At 31.4% G+C, this 19,001-nt stretch carries 20 protein-coding genes and 1 pseudogene; 16 read left to right on the top strand and 5 right to left on the bottom strand.

The features are described 5' to 3' along the window. Window positions 1-406: 406 nt before the first annotated feature. Both DN408_RS13330 and DN408_RS31985 read right to left on the bottom strand, forming a co-directional pair. Window positions 407-622, bottom strand: a complete 216-nt coding sequence (locus DN408_RS13330; protein WP_147740208.1) for a hypothetical protein — start codon at window positions 620-622, stop codon at window positions 407-409. A 12-nt stretch (window positions 623-634) separates the two neighbouring features. Then, entirely contained in the window at window positions 635-838 is a 204-nt protein-coding gene (locus DN408_RS31985) for a hypothetical protein (RefSeq protein ID WP_082180397.1), read from the bottom strand. A gap of 70 nt (window positions 839-908) precedes the next feature. On the opposite strand from DN408_RS31985, the gene DN408_RS13320 reads away from it, so the two are divergent. The 7 genes and pseudogenes from DN408_RS13320 to DN408_RS31410 all read left to right on the top strand — a co-directional run bounded on the left by DN408_RS13320 (window position 909) and on the right by DN408_RS31410 (window position 7,410). After that, window positions 909-1,154 (top strand): hypothetical protein, encoded by a 246-nt coding sequence (locus DN408_RS13320; protein WP_002166955.1) that lies wholly within the window; start codon window positions 909-911, stop codon window positions 1,152-1,154. Between the two features lie 293 nt (window positions 1,155-1,447). Further along, window positions 1,448-2,296, top strand: coding sequence for a P-loop NTPase family protein (locus DN408_RS13315; protein ID WP_002166954.1), 849 nt, complete (start codon window positions 1,448-1,450; stop codon window positions 2,294-2,296). Window positions 2,297-2,671: 375 nt separating this feature from the next. After that, a pseudogene (locus DN408_RS13310) lies at window positions 2,672-2,906 on the top strand (recombinase family protein); the annotation flags it as partial. A gap of 653 nt (window positions 2,907-3,559) precedes the next feature. Continuing rightward, a complete protein-coding gene (locus DN408_RS13300; RefSeq protein ID WP_147740207.1) occupies window positions 3,560-5,203 on the top strand; it encodes a peptide ABC transporter substrate-binding protein in 1,644 nt (547 codons plus the stop codon). A gap of 51 nt (window positions 5,204-5,254) precedes the next feature. Continuing rightward, entirely contained in the window at window positions 5,255-5,794 is a 540-nt protein-coding gene (locus DN408_RS13295) for a DUF7018 domain-containing (lipo)protein (RefSeq protein ID WP_002166951.1), read from the top strand. Window positions 5,795-6,034: 240 nt separating this feature from the next. Further along, window positions 6,035-7,258: an AimR family lysis-lysogeny pheromone receptor gene (locus DN408_RS13290; RefSeq protein WP_147740206.1), complete on the top strand. Its 1,224-nt coding sequence runs from the start codon at window positions 6,035-6,037 to the stop codon at window positions 7,256-7,258. Further along, a complete protein-coding gene (locus DN408_RS31410; protein ID WP_000721838.1) occupies window positions 7,255-7,410 on the top strand; it encodes a hypothetical protein in 156 nt (51 codons plus the stop codon). Before DN408_RS13290 ends, DN408_RS31410 begins: the two co-directional genes overlap by 4 nt. 184 nt (window positions 7,411-7,594) lie before the next feature. Here the strand turns inward: DN408_RS31410 and DN408_RS13285 are convergent, their stop codons facing one another. Beyond that, a complete protein-coding gene (locus tag DN408_RS13285; protein WP_147740205.1) occupies window positions 7,595-8,638 on the bottom strand; it encodes a tyrosine-type recombinase/integrase in 1,044 nt (347 codons plus the stop codon). Window positions 8,639-8,875: 237 nt separating this feature from the next. Between DN408_RS13285 and DN408_RS13280 the strand changes: the two genes are divergently transcribed. The 3 genes from DN408_RS13280 (at window position 8,876) to DN408_RS31405 (ending at window position 10,814) form a co-directional block, all read left to right on the top strand. Continuing rightward, the gene (locus DN408_RS13280; protein ID WP_147740204.1) at window positions 8,876-9,244 is read left to right on the top strand and encodes a transposase; all 369 of its coding nucleotides are present in this window, start codon (window positions 8,876-8,878) and stop codon (window positions 9,242-9,244) included. Window positions 9,245-9,267: 23 nt separating this feature from the next. Next, entirely contained in the window at window positions 9,268-10,194 is a 927-nt protein-coding gene (locus tag DN408_RS13275) for a helix-turn-helix domain-containing protein (RefSeq protein ID WP_147740203.1), read from the top strand. 467 nt (window positions 10,195-10,661) lie between these two features. Continuing rightward, entirely contained in the window at window positions 10,662-10,814 is a 153-nt protein-coding gene (locus DN408_RS31405) for a hypothetical protein (protein WP_176280887.1), read from the top strand. A gap of 269 nt (window positions 10,815-11,083) precedes the next feature. On the opposite strand, the gene DN408_RS13270 is transcribed toward DN408_RS31405, so the two are convergent. Continuing rightward, window positions 11,084-11,428, bottom strand: a complete 345-nt coding sequence (locus DN408_RS13270; protein WP_147740202.1) for an SH3 domain-containing protein — start codon at window positions 11,426-11,428, stop codon at window positions 11,084-11,086. A gap of 591 nt (window positions 11,429-12,019) precedes the next feature. Between DN408_RS13270 and DN408_RS13265 the strand changes: the two genes are divergently transcribed. Both DN408_RS13265 and DN408_RS13260 read left to right on the top strand, forming a co-directional pair. Continuing rightward, the gene (locus tag DN408_RS13265) at window positions 12,020-13,252 is read left to right on the top strand and encodes a WXG100 family type VII secretion target (protein WP_147740201.1); all 1,233 of its coding nucleotides are present in this window, start codon (window positions 12,020-12,022) and stop codon (window positions 13,250-13,252) included. 12 nt (window positions 13,253-13,264) lie between these two features. Next, a complete protein-coding gene (locus DN408_RS13260; protein ID WP_147740200.1) occupies window positions 13,265-13,720 on the top strand; it encodes an SMI1/KNR4 family protein in 456 nt (151 codons plus the stop codon). A 37-nt stretch (window positions 13,721-13,757) separates the two neighbouring features. On the opposite strand, the gene DN408_RS13255 is transcribed toward DN408_RS13260, so the two are convergent. Continuing rightward, the gene (locus DN408_RS13255; protein WP_147740199.1) at window positions 13,758-14,138 is read right to left on the bottom strand and encodes a DUF4878 domain-containing protein; all 381 of its coding nucleotides are present in this window, start codon (window positions 14,136-14,138) and stop codon (window positions 13,758-13,760) included. 529 nt (window positions 14,139-14,667) lie between these two features. Between DN408_RS13255 and DN408_RS13250 the strand changes: the two genes are divergently transcribed. From DN408_RS13250 to DN408_RS31980, 4 genes are all read left to right on the top strand, one after another. Further along, window positions 14,668-16,377, top strand: a complete 1,710-nt coding sequence (locus DN408_RS13250) for an MORN repeat-containing protein (RefSeq protein ID WP_147740198.1) — start codon at window positions 14,668-14,670, stop codon at window positions 16,375-16,377. Window positions 16,378-16,658: 281 nt separating this feature from the next. Beyond that, window positions 16,659-16,961, top strand: a complete 303-nt coding sequence (locus DN408_RS13245) for a hypothetical protein (protein ID WP_147740197.1) — start codon at window positions 16,659-16,661, stop codon at window positions 16,959-16,961. 13 nt (window positions 16,962-16,974) lie between these two features. Then, a complete protein-coding gene (locus DN408_RS13240; protein ID WP_147740196.1) occupies window positions 16,975-17,985 on the top strand; it encodes a zinc-ribbon domain-containing protein in 1,011 nt (336 codons plus the stop codon). A gap of 486 nt (window positions 17,986-18,471) precedes the next feature. Continuing rightward, window positions 18,472-18,681: a hypothetical protein gene (locus tag DN408_RS31980; protein ID WP_001021331.1), complete on the top strand. Its 210-nt coding sequence runs from the start codon at window positions 18,472-18,474 to the stop codon at window positions 18,679-18,681. Window positions 18,682-19,001 lie beyond the last annotated feature (320 nt).

Here is a 19,001-nt window from a genome sequence, read left to right as displayed (position 1 = left end):
TAGGTGAAATGTTGCAAATTTCATTTTCGTTTGAACTTTATTTAAAATATAAGCTGTCCATATACCAAATTCTTAGAGATTACAAGAGGAACATTAGTTGTTCCTCTTTTTATTTTAAACAACAAGAAAGCAGAATAGCCAATGACAAACACAAATAGAGAGATAGGTCGGATTTAATATTTTATATTTATACACATTTATATGTATATTTTATTTGTATAGATTATAAACCAATAAAAATATATACCTTTCTGTAAGAATCCCCCATTCTTACCTATTTATCTATAATTATATTTTTTATAATTTATTATGAAATGTATATTGATTTAAAGTTGATTAATTAAAGTGGCGAATCCGCTGCTTTTTTTATTTTGAATAGAAAAAAGGAACCTGTAATGGCTCCTTTTCACAATACTATCTTGTACTTATTGATTTTTCGCTTAACATCCATAAAAGCTAGTAATGCTGCAATAGCACAAAGACCTTTAAACCAAAGGAACTCGGAAGAAAATAGTCCACCAAAGAAAGCGACCGAGTGTACAAAACAAGTAATACCAAATAACCAAAGCATGAACTTTAATTCCTTTGAGGAATACTTATAGTTTTTAAATCTTTCCCACATATGTATCAACTCCTATTGTCCTGATGTTCTGTAGTTTTTCTTGATAATATCTCGCATATTTAAGACAAAGAATAGAAGGAAAACCAAGGCTATGATACCGTTAACCCAGTAGTATGTATGTCCTGCTGTGAATCCAGTATAGAAAGAAAGGGAATTCCAAACTAAAAGGATTGTTGAACAGATAGTAGAGATCAATAATGAACTAAAATTTCTCATGATTTTCACCTCGATTCAAATTTTTAGAACTTTTTATATAATTATACATTTAAATACAAGGATTTACAAAATGAATTACCATAAAGAGGAGTTAGACAAATTACTTCCTATAATTTGTACATACTTTTTACATCAACAATATACTGGAGAACCTATCCGCAGCATAAACATTTCTCTAACGAATCTAATTCGGGAAGGGGAGGAACAAATTTCTCTTTTCGATAATGTCACACAACGAGAACAAGAAGTAAAACTAACAAAAGTAATGGATGAAATACGCACAAATGGCTCTAACGATACTTCGAAGCCATTATAACTTTTGTATGCCATTTACCACAAAGGAAGGGAAAAAGAAAACAGTAAAAACACCAGCACAACGATTGGGGATTACTGACAAAGTGTTTGATTTAAAAGATATAATTTACTTTAGATAGTTCACTCAAATAATGGTGGACTATATTTTTTTAAAAAGTAAATGGAAAATTTATGTTAAAATAATTATAGAGATTGTGAAAAAATGTTGAATATCATATTTTGAAGGGGTGATTGCAGTGGAGTAAGTGATTTTTTAATCTTGGTTAAATACTTTGAAGGAAGGGATTTATAACTATGAATACAAAACTAATAATAGTAGAAGGTTTACCTGGATTTGGAAAATCAACCGCTGCAAAGCTAATAAATGAAATTCTAAGCCAAAATAAAATTGAAGTTGAACTATTTTTAGAGGGAAATTTGAACCACCCAGCCGACTATGATGGTGTATCTTGTTTTAATAAATTTGAATTCGATAGATTATTATCTAACAGTGGAGATTTTAAAGAAGTGCTTCTTAAAAGAGTTCTAAAAAAAGGAAGCAATTATTTATTACCATACAGAAAGATAAAAAACGAGTTTGGTGACCAGTTTTCGGACGAATTATTTAACGCTATTTTTAAAAACGATATATATGAATTACCATTCGACAAAAATGTTGAATTAATTGCTGACAAATGGAATGACTTTGCTGAAATTGCTCTAGAAGACAATAAGGTTTATATCTTTGAATGTTGTTTCATACAAAATCCATTAACTATTGGGATGATTAAATATGGTGAACAAAAAGAAAAAATAATAAATTATGTAATGAAAGTTGCAAAAATCATAGAGAATTTAAATCCAATGTTATTGTATGTAGAACAAGATAATCTTGAATTTTCATTTAGGAAGGCATTAAAAGAAAGAACTCCAGAATGGTCCACAGGAATTGTCGACTATTACACTAACCAAGGCTATGGGAAAGAACATAACCATTCAGGTGTAGAAGGAGCGATAAAAGTTCTTGAAGCTAGAAGGAATTTAGAGTTAGAAATATTCGATATGTTAAAAATGAAAAAAGAAAAAATCAATAATACAAAATATGAAATTGACTCATATAGGTCAATGTTAAAAGATAAGTTAACAATACAAATGATGAAATAGCTTTTTACACTAACGGGTGCAATTCTTTAAAAAGGCATCGCTGTTTTTGATACTTAAAGTAACATATTGTGAAATATTGTACTTACGCTAACGGGTGCTTTAGTTGAAGAAGGGGTACGGAAACGATTTAGGGAATGAGGTGCCACTCTGGGATTTACTTACAGAATGATTTGAGGAATGCTCTGACATATCTAAATCTTATCTATTTAAATTTATAAAAGAAGAGTCCATTCTCGATTCTTCTTTTTATGTGCTTCAAAAGGTTAAAAATACACTTTCGGCACACTTCAAAAACCTCATATACCTTTTGGTACAATTAAAGTTAACTAGATTAAATAACATTACGATTCTTAATTTGAAAGAGCTTGTTATTTTTTGAATACCAAAAAATCCGGATACGTTCGTGTTTTCCAGCAAAGACCAAAATGAAGAAAGACAAATTGTAAATATGAGAAATAATGGAATTGAAGAACGAGATATATTCATCGATAAAAAAACTGGAAGTAATATGGATAGGGAAGGCTATCAGGCAATGAAAAGATATGCCCGTACAGGTGATACAATCGTTTTCGATTCATTAACAAGGTTAGGGCGAACCATGAATGACATTTGAGGGAAAAGTTAGGAATAGAGGGGCAATAAAAACTTCAAATTCTCTATATAATAAGAAAGGAATGAGTGAATTATACTATATAAGATTGTTAGCATTCATAAGTTTGATTCAATAAATAAGACATTAGTTGTTACTGACGCATTTGGTTTTAACAATCCATTGTACTTAGATGATATTGTAGAGTGTAGCATACACAGCTAATGAAAAAAGGTATGGTGGGGACCCAACGCTATCAAAGGTTCTACTTCTCCTGTTCAATCTCCCACAGCAAAATGGGCAGAGAGATCACAAATATGAGTGTGATATGAACTATAAGATTGCCAAAACGTTTCGGCAATCTTATGGTTCTTTTTGTTTACAGAAAACTTATTTTTCCAGGATTTGAAGAATGTTATTATAATCAAACTTTTTTATAAAAGAATAATACCTAATTAAAAATAATTTTTAGTGATTGACACAATAATCTCTAGAATGCTACGGTTTTAATGGTAAAGTAATAAGAGGTTTAATGTTTAGATACTACATATATGATGAGAAAAGGTGTCGGAATACTTTTTGAGAAAGGAAATCTCTCTTCTTATAGTCTTTAAAATTCAATATATAGATAATCTGATTAAGTAAACCGTACATATGGAGAGGAAGAACGTAAGATGTTTAAAAAAGTTACATCGGTTGTAGCTTCTATTATAGGAGCTAGTCTGCTACTAGCAGCTTGTAGTAGTGGAGAAAAAGAGACAAAAAATAAAGCAAAGGCAACTGACAAGAATGAAACAAAACAATCCATTCATTTACCGTATATTGCAGAGATTCCAACTATGGATGTGACTAAGGCAACTGACGGCGAATCTATGAACGTAATGAAAAACGTGTTTGAAGGTTTGTATACGTTGGGGGAAGGAAATAAGCTAATACCAGCAGTAGCGGAATCTTATGCAGTGAGTGAAGATAAAAAAACATACACTTTCCATCTAAGGGATTCAAAATGGTCAAATGGAACACCTGTAACAGCTGAAAACTTCGTATTTTCTTGGAAACGTGCTGTGAATACTGATACAGCGGCAGAATATGCGTTTTTATTCTTTGATATAAAGAATGCAAAGAAAATTAATAGTAAAGAGCTACCTGTAGATCAGCTAGGGGTAAAAGCAATAGATGATAAAACATTAGAGGTGCAATTAGAGCAGCCTGTCCCTTATTTCATAGATTTGACAACGTTTGCAACGTTTTTACCGATTAATGAGAAGTATTTTGAATCAAAGGGGAAGCAGTATGGTTTAGAAGCAGATCAATTGGTTTATAACGGAGCATTCACATTGGATAATTGGAAGCATGAACAAGGTTTTCAGTTGAAAAAGAACCCGAATTATTGGGATGCTAAAACAGTGAAATTAGACGAAGTCAACTTTGATATCGTGAAAGATAAATCAACGGAAATAAATTTATATGAAGCAGGTCAACTTGACCGTGTAGGATTAACAGGTGATTTTGTAGATAAATATAGAAAGAATCCTGACTTCAAAGAACGTTCTGAAGTCACTGTTCAGTTTTTACGTATGAATCAAAAAAATGAAGTGTTAAAAAATAAAAATGCTCGTTTGGCGATCAGTCAGGCAATGAATAAGAAAGCCTTTGTAGATATAGTGTTAAACAATGGTTCTCTTCCTGCGGATGGTTTTATACCAGCTGATTTCGCTAAAGGATCAGACGGAAAAGACTTCCGAAAAGAAAATGGAATTTTAGTAAAAGATGATGTGAATGCAGCGAAGGAAAACTGGAAGAAAGCAAAGCAAGAAATTGGGAAAGAGCAGGCAACACTAGAATTACTAACAAGTGATAATGTGTTAGCCAAAAAGAATGCGGAGTATTTAAAGGGTGAGCTAGAAAAGAATTTAGAGGGATTAACAATCAATGTTAAGCCGCAGCCACGCAAACAGCAAATTCAGTTGCTGTTGAATAGTGATTACGATTTAGGTGTTGATGTATGGGGTCCCGATATTCCTGATCCTATCACATTTTTAGATTTATTCACGACAGATAGTAGCTATAACTTTGATAAGTATTCAAATAAGGCATATGATGAACTGATTCATCAAGTGAAAACAGATTTAGCTGGTGATGAAAATGCTCGTTGGGAGGCAATGAAACGAGCAGAGAAAATATTATTAGAAGATGGAGCAGTCGCACCTTTCTATCAACCAGGCAGATCATACTTACAGCGTTCTTCAGTAAAAGGGATTGTGACAAATGATTTTGGTGGGGAATTTAACTATAAATGGGCTGAAGTTAAAAAATAAATTTGGAATATAATGAAGTCAAAAAATAGAGAGTGGAAGTAGGATTAAAAAATGAAGCTTAAACTTATCAGTATGGCAATCCCTATAACATTACTATTGGGAGGATGTACGTCAACAAAAGAAACAACGGAAATAAAGGCATCAGAAGAAAAAATAGACAAGGAGACGAGTGAAGAGTCAGGGGAAACTAAGTACTTGGAGAAAGTTAAGGTTTTAACTGGTGATATGCACAAAGCATTGGGGAAGGTAGGGGAAGTCCTTGAAAAAGATCCTACATTATATGAAGTGCAAGAAGAATTTGATGAAGCAATTATGGGGTTAAGAAAAGTAGCCAAGGCTTTTAAGGAGTTAGATCCTGATTCTGAATATACGTTACCCCAAAAGAAGTTTGTAAGAGCGATGGATGAATTTGAGTTAGCTACAACGAAACTAATTTTGGGTATGGACGATACTACAGGTTATACATTTAAAGATGGAATAAATCAGTACAAACAGGCAACAGACTTGTATATAAAAGCTGGTTATCAAATTTTAGATGTAAGAGACGGCAAGGAATTAGGTACAACGCAAAAAGAGAAAGAAAAAGAATAATAATAGAAAAAAAGATAAAAAGAGTATAGTAGGGAAAAAGGAGTCGATATATTCGACTCCTTTTTGTTTGCCGTTTAATACACTTATGCACAATTGCATATACAGGTATCCCGTTATCCCGACTACAAATAACAAACTTTTTGATATGATTATGATAAAATACCATATACTAACATTAGGTTTAACTAATATAACGAAAGATATTGAGGTATTCTTTTTTAGATTAGAAGGGAAAATAATATGAATGAAAAGCTTAAGAGAGAAGATAAAATTTTAGAACAAACATTAAACAAATTCTTGGGTAGAATTATTGATGAGATTGATTTCCAAAGAAAAAACCAAGAAGATATTGCTAAAATAATGGGTATTTCTCCTGGAACTCTTTCTAAGAATTTAACTGGAAAAAATCAATTTGGATTTTGGAATCTAATTAAATTACTTAATATATTATATGCGGGTGATATTAATAAACAAAGAATGATGTTACACATCTTCTGTTCTGTCACAACAAGCAAGATAAACTTGAGGATTGCCATGGAATACGCCAATGCAAAAGGTGATTTATCACTTCTTAAGCTATTAGTGGAACAAGAGAGAAAGTCCTCACTCGCAATGAATAGAGAATGGGCTTATGTATATGAATTAGTATTGCTTAGAAGTAATGGAACAATTAAAAAGCAGGAATTGTTATCTAAGCTTGAAAATCATAAAGGGAGTAAGATAATTAAGACAAACGAGATGAAAGTCTTATGTGGTATATTAACTTACTACACTATGTATGATTTAGAAAACTATAATTCTCTGTTCGAATATGCTGAAATGTTACTTCCAGATGTAGATGCAATTACTGATAGTTTTATTAAGTCATCTTATTTAGGTAGGATTAAAGAAGGATTAGCGTATGCCTATTTAGTACAAGATAATCTTGAAATGACTAGGAGTTTATGTCAGGAGATTTTAGCAATAGATGACCCTAAAGATTGTTTCCATCTTTTAAGGGCATCAGCACTTGCGTATATAGCAGAGTCATATACCTTTGATAGCTATGATAGTGCATCTTGGTATATGAAGAAGGCACTAAAGCAGTTAGGATTATGTAATTTTGAAAGGGAAAAACAAAGAAAGCAATCAATTCTTAACACATATGCTTTTATTAAGTTAGTTAATAAGCAAGAATTAGAGAATTTAGTTATATATCATTCTGCGGAAAAAGCTTTTTTAGAGATTATTAAGGGGAATTTCAAAAATGCAGTTGAGATCCTGAGTGATTTAGAAAAGAAAAATAGTATGCTAACACCAATGCAATATTGTTATTTAGGAATAGCAAAGAATGATATTTCATTAATTGAAAAGTCGATTATGTTACTAGAGTGTGCTGGTAATAGGTTCTATTGTAGATTCCCTAGAAAAATAGTGGTAGAATTTAATAGAAATGGTATAATGTGCGAAGGTGGTGCTATATGAAGAAAATATTATTTGTATTAACAAGTATCGTTTTGGCGGCAGGAATTGTTTACACCGCTGCTGGTAGTAAAGAGCAACCAAACAATTTAGTGAAAAAAGATTCAGAACAATTATTAGCTAGAATGGGTGACCCTGGAAGTGGAATGGGTTAACCCTTAAATAATTCGAATGCGATTGTCTCAATAGAGGCAATCGCATTTGTTGTTTTTAGGGATATTTCCTAAATATCGATTTTGAAATTCGAGAAATGTTTGTGAAAGATTCACAAACTAATAACTATATCTGAATCAGTATTTTAAACTATAAAATCGAGATTCTTTCTATTATATATACTTACTAAAATAATGAATTTCCTATATCTATTGTGGCCAAGTTTTGGCGTCTTGTACGTTCCCTTAAATAACGTTCCGTCGTCATAATAGATTCATGTCCTAAATAGTCACGTATTTTCTTAAGCTCAACACCTTTTCCCATCAAATGATTTGCAAAGAAGTGCCTGCAGGTATGGGGAGTAATTCTATCTTTTCGGTAACGTAGAAAGGGTAAGTTTGTTTCTTCAATTTTTTCTGCTACATATTTTGATAAGTAGTCGGCTCTATAATGAAAGCCATCCGCTTTTGGTAGAAAAGCAGATGAACTAGAGACATCTAATTTTCTTGTTTGTCTACGTAATTGACGAAGACGACAGATATCGTCGAGTACATCTTCAAAGATACGAACTTCCCTTGTTTTATTTCCTTTTCCAACTACACGTAAGAGATACACGTTTAAAGAAGGATGGAATGCAAGATCAGCCCATTTCGCGTTAGCAACTTCTTCAATCCGGAGTCCAGTAGTCGTAAGAAGGAAAAACAATGTATACATAAAGAAATTTGTTTTCTTCAGTGTATCTAGTATTTCATTTACTTCTTCAGGAAAGAGGTCACGGTTGACCAGTTCTTCTTTTTTTACAGATACTTTTTTGAGACGACTACTATAGTCATCTGAGAGACCATTGTTGTCATAAACGTACTTTAGAAACTGCTGGACTACCGTTTTCTTTCGACGTAATGTAGTGGCAGCATACTTCTTACTTAGTTGATAGAAGTAGATTTCCATCTCATTATGGGATAAATCGTGAATGGTTCCGATTGTTTCTTTTATGTAGCGAAGAAAATGAGACAGATCATGCAGATAAATCTTTTTTGTTCGTTCACTTCTTTTTTTCGTTAAAGAAGGTTCATCGTGTAGAAATAAATAAACCAATGATTCTTCGCTTAATTTAGAATAGTCAATATTCCGGATGCCCATACCCATAATTTTTTCAAAATGACTGCTATCAAAAAAATCTGATTTTGATTGTACGAGTTGGTTATTATGTTCGTAATTTATAATATTCAAATTTACACACAACCTTTAATAGAATGAAATAGTAAACATATATTTTTTATATAAATTTTATGATTCTAATTATACCACAATAAACAGGTTATTTATTGTGGTATAAATCAAAATGTATAAATTAATTATTTTATAAATAGATGAAATGTTTCTCTTAAAAATGTATAATCAAAATATCACACCTTTTTATTTTATCTAGGTTTTTCTTTTTATTTATAAGATAAAGGAGGATTACTTGTGAAAGAGGAACGCCGAACCATTATCAATGAAATTTCCTACCTAGAAGTGAAACATTGTATTGAATGTCCTTTATATGCTTCAAAAGAAGTTGCACCTGAAAAAAACCAAAAGAAAAAAACAAGAAATAATAAATTATGTGAGGGCTGTCCGGTGTATAAAGAAATAAGAGAGAGAGGAGAACGATTGAATAAATTATCAAAACAAGGTACATTTAATATAATAAAACAAAAATATATGGACAATCCAAGTGTGTATTTGCAGTACAAAGAATATCCGATTGAGGTTATAATAGCGGAATTAGGAATAACAAAGTACGAACTGAGAAAACGGATGAAACAAACGATGCTGCAGACTAAAATGGAATAATTCATGATATATGAGGTGGAACCTTGAATTACATATCTTTTGAAGAACTTTGCACAATGGCAAAGTTAAGTAAGGGACAATTGAGTTATTTAATTAAACATAAACAAATTGAGCCAGCTAATTTAAAAAGTTGGAAAGCAGATGGAGGATATAGATTCCACGAGGAAGACGCAATGAGAATACTTGAAATTTATAAAGGTCTATATACTTTAAAAGAGGCGGCTACATATTTACAGAAATCAAAAACATATGTATCAAACATGGCAAAAGAAGGGGCCTTACCATTTAAAGAAGTATTAAAAGGTAAACGAAGAGAAAAACTCTACCATATAGAAGATTTAAAAGAGTTTAGAAGAAGTATGGATAATGTAAATACGGAAAGTCAAAGGATGTATGATCATCTTCCATTGTATACTAACAATCTCCTATTGTTTGACTCCGTGACATTAGATGGACAACCTGTAAGAGTAATAGATGTAACCAAACGGAATGGAATTAATCTGCAGAATGAACATATGACGATTGCGGAAGAAGTTTCATCAAATCATTTTTCACAAACATGTATTCAGATTACCAGAATTACTAAACCTGGTGATGTTACTTTCTTGTTCCCGGTATATACTGCTTATGATGTCATGTTGTATATTATATCTCATTTAGGTGTTTCAAACGTTCTTGTTTCTAAGAAAAATGAAGGATACTTAATGAAGTGTAAATTAGGAAATATTCCGTATGATGCTCATATATTTAGAGTGCTAAATACTTGTTTAATAAGTGGCTACTTGCAGCAAGAGAAAGATAGAATATATTTTACAAACAATAAAGAACATGTCAGTTTATACTTGGATCGTAGCATAATTGAAAATGCTAAGCAAAAAGCTATAGAAAAAGGATATAAAGGATATAAAAAAGTCTTAGAAGAAATTCTAGCTGACGAATTAAACAACTAGTATATATTTTATAGGAATTTTTAAAAGAAATCGGCCAAAAATAGTCGATTTCTTTTAAATCAACTTAGAAGCGCTAAACAGGGAAGAAAAGAACAATGTATATAATAGCATTAAGCGAGTGAATAAAATGTGATACAAACGAATCTGAGAGGTTGTTTTTCGCGTAGTTTATGCAAATATAAATATTACTTATAAAAATATAACTATTTTCATAAGTAAATAGTTATTTATAACTTCATACTTTTAATCTGAATGTATACCAAACTATAAGTATACATATTTAAATTATAGTAAACTAAATGTCTGTTATATTACTATACTATGACATGAGAAAGACTTAGAAAATGAAAGAACTAACTATTTAAGAGAGTCGAAGTATGCTAAAATAGAAGTATAACTGTATATGTGTGAAGGTGGGCTTGTTATTATCCCTTCTTTCCATTTGGAAGGAAAGGGGGTGATATAACATGGAATTTTTGTTCGAACTTTTAAAAGAAATTGCGAGAGCAGTTGTGCGTGAGGTTTCAGCATACGCACTGAGAAAGCAATTCGAAAAAAAAGACAACAAAAAACCCACGCTTCACCGTAGGAAGTACAAGCGTGGATCTAGAAAAAGATAATGCATAATAACAGCCACCTTGACAGTAGCAGTTATGAGACGGGATGTGTCCAGCATCTCGTCTTTTTTAGTTTATGCAATTCAGTTAAGTACTATACTTAATATATATTGGATATGAATTCAATATATATCTAATCTACAGTAAACATACCATATTTTTATTTTTTGGTCAATAAACAAGCTGATCATACTTCCATTTAAAGCATATACGAAGACCCCCAAAAAATTATTGGGGGAACTTGATGAAGTGCCTTTTCTTATATTTTGTACTTAGTTACATACTGATTTTGAAACATATAAATGGGTTTTCCAGTTTGAGTCGTAAAATTTTAACCATGGATTAGTTCCATTGACAGTTTGTCCTTTTACCCATTCACCAGTAAATCTAGTTCCATTAGCAACATTATACGCTATTTTTGAACTCGTACTTGCTTCAGTTCGTACTTTAGTATTTTCATATTGTGCGTTACAGACTGCAAGACCCTTAGCTGTTTTATTTGATGTGGCATAGGTGTTTTCTGCCGCACTGGCGCTTGTTACGTTAATAAAACTAAATGAACTTAAACCGATTGCACAAGCTAAAGCTGCCCCTTTAATTCTTTTCATTTTTCTCATATTAAACATCCCCTTCAATATTATTGTAGAGTTCTCTCTTATCAATTTAAATTGTGTATTTTGTATATAAAGAGTTCAACATATAATTATAGACAAAAAAATGCAAAATATTCATTTTCTGCATAATAATTCGCCGTTTACAAAAATGCAACAATTTTACAATTGATATATATATAAAGAATGCAAAAATTTATTATTTAAATATTCGAACATAAATTAATAAAATTAAAACAGTCAAAAATCTGTTTTGTTACAAAAGATTAATAGGTGTCTTTTCATATAAAAAACTCCACACGTAATATGTAAGGAGATTATCTCATAGGTTATTTACAAATTTTTGGTGGGGAATATTTGACGCTTAAGTTTTTACTTTTGATTTGGAAAAGTACAATTTTTTCATAGTCTAGACAAAATGAAATAGGAACATACATCGCATTTAAACTATTTTTATCAAACTTTTTTTAAAATTATCGAACTTTATTACAAATTATCAATCTTTTTTATAAAGCCACAGCAATATTTAAAAGATAAACTAGTATTGATATTAGATATGTTATAATTTTCATAATATATCTGCAAAGAAGGGATGGAATGAGCACACAAATTAAGGTAACACCGGAACAATTAGAACAATCGGCAAGAACCGTAAGAGATGCGAGATCAGCGCTAGAGTATATACATAAAGATTTATATAACCAAACAGAATACATAGCCTCTCAGTGGAGTGGTGCAACGAGTGATCGATTCTATTATATGTTTAATGACACGAAGCCAATGATGTTTAATGTTTTACAAGAATTAGAGAAAATTGCAGTAGAATTAGAACGTGCAGCTGTTAAGTTCAGAGAAGCCGATGAGTTGTATGGCGGAAATTTAGTTGACTCTGATATTCAAGAAGGAGCCATGTGTGGAAAACTTCCTCCAAAATCAGAAGAGTCATTTTTGAATACAAAGGATTTAAATGCTGCATGGACTGGTATTTCTACCGGTTTTATAGATGGTGCAGTGGATGCGTGGGAAGGACTGATATCCTTAGGTGATAAAGAAACCTGGCTGAATATGCGAGATGTGATTGTAAACTATGAGGAAACTATTCCTGCTGCATTGAATGCTCTATCAGATTCATTTGTAAACAATCTTTGGAATGGAGATATGGAAAGTAGAGAGCATTATGTAGCTTATGGTATAGCAACGTTAGGACTCGGACTTCTGGGTGATAAGGGTTTTAGTAAAGCAGGACAAGTTGGGAAGGTAGCTGCTATTACAGGTTTTACTAAAGGAAAATCACTTGTAATTAATTCTCCGGCATACAGAAATGCATTACATATATTAAACAACTATGAATTCAAAGCTGGAAATCATCTTTCATATGCGGGAGTCGGAAGTATTCAACAGTACTTGCGGAAAGCAGCTCCATATACTTATGAGGGTCCAAATGGTCCGAAAACAATAAGATTAAGATTGGGTGAGTTAGCGGGAAATAAACATCCAGTTACAGGCATTCCGTATGATTTAGATGGTTTCCCTATTTTTAAACCCGTTTCTGAAGTTAAATTAAAAGAAGCTGATTTTAAAAAATCTAGACCAACACATGATAGAATATGTAGTAAAGCATTATACGAACAAATAATGAAAGACCCTAAGTTAGCTGCAAAATTCACAGAAGAAGAAATAGAGTTATTTAAGCTAGGCGAGGTACCAGAAAATTATACATGGCATCATTATCAAGAAGCAGGACGAATGCAACTTGTTGATTATGAAACACATAGGAAAACAGGTCACACTGGTGGATATAAAATTTGGGGAAAAGACAGCGATAAGTAAGGAGGAGTATATATGAGCAACGTTACTTGGATTGGAGTAAATAAAAAAGAAATTACAGATGAAAACATTCAGAAAGTAGAACAATATTTCAATATTAAATTCCCTATGGATTTTGTAGAATGTGTAAAAAAATATGATAGTGGTTATCCAAGACCAAAAATATTCGATGTACCTGGACAGGATGAGAATGTATTTAGTAAACTTTTAACTTTTGATTTAGAAAGTAGAAATTCAATCATTCAAGTTTATGATGATATAAAAGATAGATTAGCAAATAAAGTATATCCCTTTGGTAAGGATTCATTTGGGAATCATCTGTGTTTTGATTACCGTAGCAATCCTGAATCACCAACAGTAGTATTTTGGGAGCATGAGGAGGAAAACATAGAGGAAGCAATATATCCTGTTTGCTTAACATTTACAGAATTGCTTGCTAGTCTACGTGATTTCGAAGAAGAAGAAGATTGAGGGAACTAAAAAACGGTCTAGAATTCTAGACCGTTTTTTATGATTTACTAATTTTCCAACCATCATCCGTTTTCTCAAGTTCAATTACGATTACTTTTTTAGGATTACCTTTATATACAGCATCAACAGTTACTGTAGCAATTTCATTTTTTTCTTCAACTTTTCTAATTTTATAGCTTTTAAGATCTTTGCTAACTGATTTCATTAGGTCTGCATTTCCACCCACAAAAGCAACGATTTTCTTCGCTTCAGGAGTGAATAACTCTCCAAAATCTTTTACATTTCCTTCTTTTGCATCTTCGAAATAAGCTGTAGCAACTTCTTCGGGATTACGATTATTTCCACATGCTACAAGTGCTGTAACTGATAAAGCCATTACCACCATTAACATGATCATACGCGTAAATTTGTTCTTCATTCAAACCGCTCCTTATATAACTTAATTTCAACTCGTAAAAAGAGCTAAATCACTTGTATAAGTATATAATAATTAAAACCACAAAACCATATATTTATAGATATAACTTTAATGATGTTAGAGTCATAAAAACGAAGAAGAGTAGGGGAAATATACATATTATTATAGTATTGATTTCCGTAATATACATTAGTATAATAATAACGTCAGAGCATGATCTGATTAGTCACCGTTATATTGGGGTATAACAGACGACATTCATTTTTTAAATCATAAAATCGGATTCACTTATATGAAAGATAAGAACCCTCCTAATTGTAGGAGGGTTCTTATTTTGCCTAGAATATAACTGAATTATTATGTGTTTTTGATATTGAAATCTTACAATACATACAATAAAATGGAAATATAATAAATATAATATCTCATGTACATGATTCATAAAGGTCTGCAAGCGGAAGCAGACCTTTTTACGTGTTTGAAACAAAAATATTATATACAATAAAAAATCTTTTTGGAGGAAACATGCATGCAAGACAAATATGAATCTAAATTTTCGGTGAAACAAAAAATCGTGATTGCCTGTTTATTTCTAGTACCCTTATTTGCTAGTATATTTGCCATCTATATGATTTTTGGTAATTATATAGACGCTATCTCTAAAATGTGGGCATACAAAGGAAAACCGAGCGCCACAGCTAGTTCAATAACATCTTTATCTTATATATTTACAATACTAATTGCAATTTATACTTTTATTACTACATCCGTATTTAGCTATTTAGTATGGAAAGTCAGTAAAAGTGGTTTAACAGTTTCTACGAAGTTACAAAATTTAGAATACCAACGTGAAGAAGAAGTTACTAGAGAAAATGCACTTATTGTATACTATGACCTTCAAAGAGGTATCTCAAATTTACAAGAGCTTTATACAAATTACGAACTAAAGGGAATAGAGGCTAAACCGAGTAAAATATATTTCAGTACAGATTGGATTAAAAATGTAGCAAATCTAAGAGATCAGCTTACAGAACAAGAATTAAATAAAGTATACAAATTATATGAACAGTTTCACGCTTTACAAAGTTTATTAGAAAAACATAAATCTTTTACAAATGACGAAGAACTAAAAACACAACTTAAAATATTAACTGATGAGGTTTTTGCTAATTTTATACCTCTTGGAGTACTTAAAAAGCATTATGTTTCCTCGGCAAATGAATTAGTAAATATTGATTTATATGTCATTTTGAAAAAAATATACAGTTTAACATTTTCCTCATCTAAAAGGGTAACAAAGAAAAATAAAAAGACTGGACTTTATGAGACAACATTAGACGGAAATCTTCTCTTCTCAGGAGATAATGAGAAACTATTTGAAGGAAACGGAACTCTTTATAATACTAATAAAGAAGTAAAATGCTCAGGGGAATTTAAAGAGAAAAAATTCTATAAGGGACTAATTTATGGATATTATTCTCCGGGATATGAGTTTTACTGTGTTAAGTATTCAAAACAACTAGCACCTGATGAATTGGAACATATTAAAGTATATCAACCAAGTAACGATGGAAAGAATGAATATTATTATGATGGTCATTATAAAAACAATAAAATTTATGATGGTATTACGACTTTATTTAATATGGACCATGACATTATATATCAAGGTAGAACAAAAAATCATTACAGGGAAGGTGAAGGAACCTCATATAACCATAAAGGAGAAATAGAATATAAAGGCATTTGGAAAGAAGATTATATCCACAAAGGTTCTGAGTATTTAAATAACAATATTTTATTTAAAGGCGAATTTAAAATAGTCAATGACCCTAGCTCTTTTACTGGTAAGAAAGCAAAACCTTGGAGTGGAATAACAACAAACTATGATATTTCATACAAAGTTAAAGATTTTACAGGAGAAATATATAACGGGGAACCAATTAAAGGACACGGTAAAATTCTTCATCTTGATTACGAAGGAAGAGATTTAAAAGCGCATGAACATGACGAAAAGATGGCATTGGAACAAGCTGAATATGAAGATGAAAATCCAGTAGAAATGAATGTGCTAAATATTGAGCAGCAGTTAGAAAATGATGCAAAAGAAGAGAATGATCGTGATCGTCAAAATTACGGAATATTTAATGAGTATATTAAAGCTGAATGGATAGATAAGAAAGCAATTGAGAGAGAAATAAACGAGAGGAATATAAAAATCTATGATGCAAGAGGATAAAAGTAGAAGTAAGAATATATTTTTAATAACCTAGTAGTCATATGTTTATTAATATAATGAGGAAAAATAACATCCTATGAAAATATAGAATGTTATTTTTTTTGCATTTAAGTTTTGAATGTATTGTATTTAGAGAAAGCAAAAGAGCCATAATCCCCAATGGCTGGGATTATGGCCCTTCCAAGATACAAGTAGAAGACACAAATACCTTTTGCCTAATTACACGTGTGAATATTCTGATACAATAGAATTAAATAAATTTAAAGTTAGGGTGAAGCGTAATGTGGGATAGTCATTTCCATGGTCCTCCAAGTAAAGTGAACGTTGAAGAAATTTCTTCGGAAAACAATAGTGATAAAACTTTAAAAGTTAGACAAATATATTCACATCCATTATATGTTTATAAGCTAGAGATTTCTAAAATTGAAGCGTATATAGGTGAAAGTTATAGTTATAGAAATGCTTCTATATTTGTAAAGCCTTGCTTTCTTAATAGGGAAAATGAAATTGTTAAATTAGATGAGTATGAGATGACTACAGAAGAATTGAACGCAGACAAATGGCGGATTGAATCGGAAAAGTAGAGGTGAGAATACTATGATTAATTTACTTATAAATACAGGTCTTTCTAAAAAGCTATTAAGTGAATGGCATCCTACCAAGAATGGTCTCTTGAATCCTGAAGATATTACATATGGAAGTTACGAATATATTTGGTGGGAGTGCTCTGAGGGGCATGTTTGGGGATCAACTCCTAGTGATAGGCTGAAAGTCGAAGATGGGCTTTGTCCTAAATGTATGAAGAAAAAAGAAAAGCAAGATAAGTTAAATAATGTTAATAAGATAGAAGCTAAATCACTTAGAGAGATTGATCCAAGCTTGTCTAAACAATGGAATTTTGAAAGAAATGTAGATGTAACACCTGACAATGAGATGATTGACGAAGAGAATTGGAGTGTTAGATGGTGGATTTGCGGAAGGGGTCATGAATGGAAAGAATCTGTTCGAAGTAGGCTTCATGACAAAACTGTGTGTCCGTACTGTTCAAACAAGAAAGTTTGCAAAGACAACTCATTAGCAACAATGTATCCAGAGATAGCAAAGGAGTTTTGTGTATTTGACACATTTTATAATCAAAAAATTAAAAACCCATATGAAGCAATCTATACTTCAAATGAAGAAGTAAAGTGGGTCTGTACAGAAGGGCATATGTGGAGAGAAAGAATAAATCTAAGAGTGAAAAATGGTAAAGGATGTAGAACGTGTGAAAAATATCAACAGTCAATTGCTCTTCACAATCCAGAAATAGCAAAAGAATGGCATCCAATAAAGAACAAAGAAGTATATGGTGTAACAACACCTGAGGAGACATCTACCAGATGTAACGAAAGAGCATGGTGGGTTTGTGGTAAATGTGGACATGAATATAAAGCAATGGTCAAAGCTAGACATGAAGGGGCTGCAAAATGTCCGTCATGTTATCCTCCAGAACCAAGGATAAGAAAAAAGAAAAGAGAAGCTTTATATCAAACTTATAATAAGATGGAAGATAATAGGGTTATCTTTGAGAAGAATTTAAGAGGAAAATTTAAAGATAGTGAAGGATAGCTTGAACTCTTTTTTCAAATTTGTGCTGGAAAGCTAGAAAAACTAAAAAAGTGTCCTTTTTGCTTTTTTAGTTTTTTTACATGTTATTTTGTGGAAATGAATTTAAATAAAAGTACCTATAAATATCAAAGGTGCTCATTTTACTATATCTAGACCGTGCTATTTTTTGTAGCAAGGTCTTTTATTTTATGTTCTATTTATGAAAGTGAATTTTGTACGATAGAACATTTTCAATGCTCCTAGAAATCATAGCCGTGCTTTTTTTGTTATATAGGGTAATATCATATAGGAGTAGAAGCCATGCATATGATAAAAAAGAACAATTTCAGTAGGAATCCTGATTGTTCCTTGAAATGTGTCCTATATTTGCACCAGAACCGATTAAAATTAAGGTGGTTCAGTTGGAGGAAGGAACCTTATAGTATCTTTGCAGTGATTTTATTTATATAATTATTTTATATAAATAAAAAGATAACAGAAGGGTAAGTGAATATTATAATTAATTTTGAACCATTTAATCCAACAATAAATGACATAGCAATTAAACTTGCTATGGTACTGTTTATACCGTTATTCTTAGCATTGCTTGTCAAAGTCATACTTATGAAATTTATGAGAGAATCAATTGCTGGCAGGCTAGCCTATCTATCTTGTCTATTTTTTATGTACTATGTATTTAAATTTGTTACAGAATAGATAGGCATCTTAGGATGCTTTTTTTATAAATAAAAGTAACGTAGTATTTAAACCTATACGTTCACACAAGATTACATGTATTTAGTTCTGTAAATCTATAAAATTTTAGTTTGGATTTTCTTGGCCCAAGCAAGTCCCAAAAATGAAAGTTTAGACTTTCTTGTCTAAATAGTTTATAGTTTCATGTCTTTGTACAACATCTGAGATAGAAAGGGGGACTAACTCATATCATCCAACTATTCGTTAAATTCCCATTTAACGAATACAATTATTTTAGATGAGTTAATTTCTGTTTAACAGATAGTAAGATTGTTGATGAT

Source organism: Bacillus sp. AR13-1 (assembly GCF_008042285.1).
GTDB classification, from domain to species: domain Bacteria; phylum Bacillota; class Bacilli; order Bacillales; family Bacillaceae_G; genus Bacillus_A; species Bacillus_A mycoides.
Note: the sequence above shows the minus strand (reverse complement) of the source record. Positions and strands in the feature narration are given on the sequence as shown.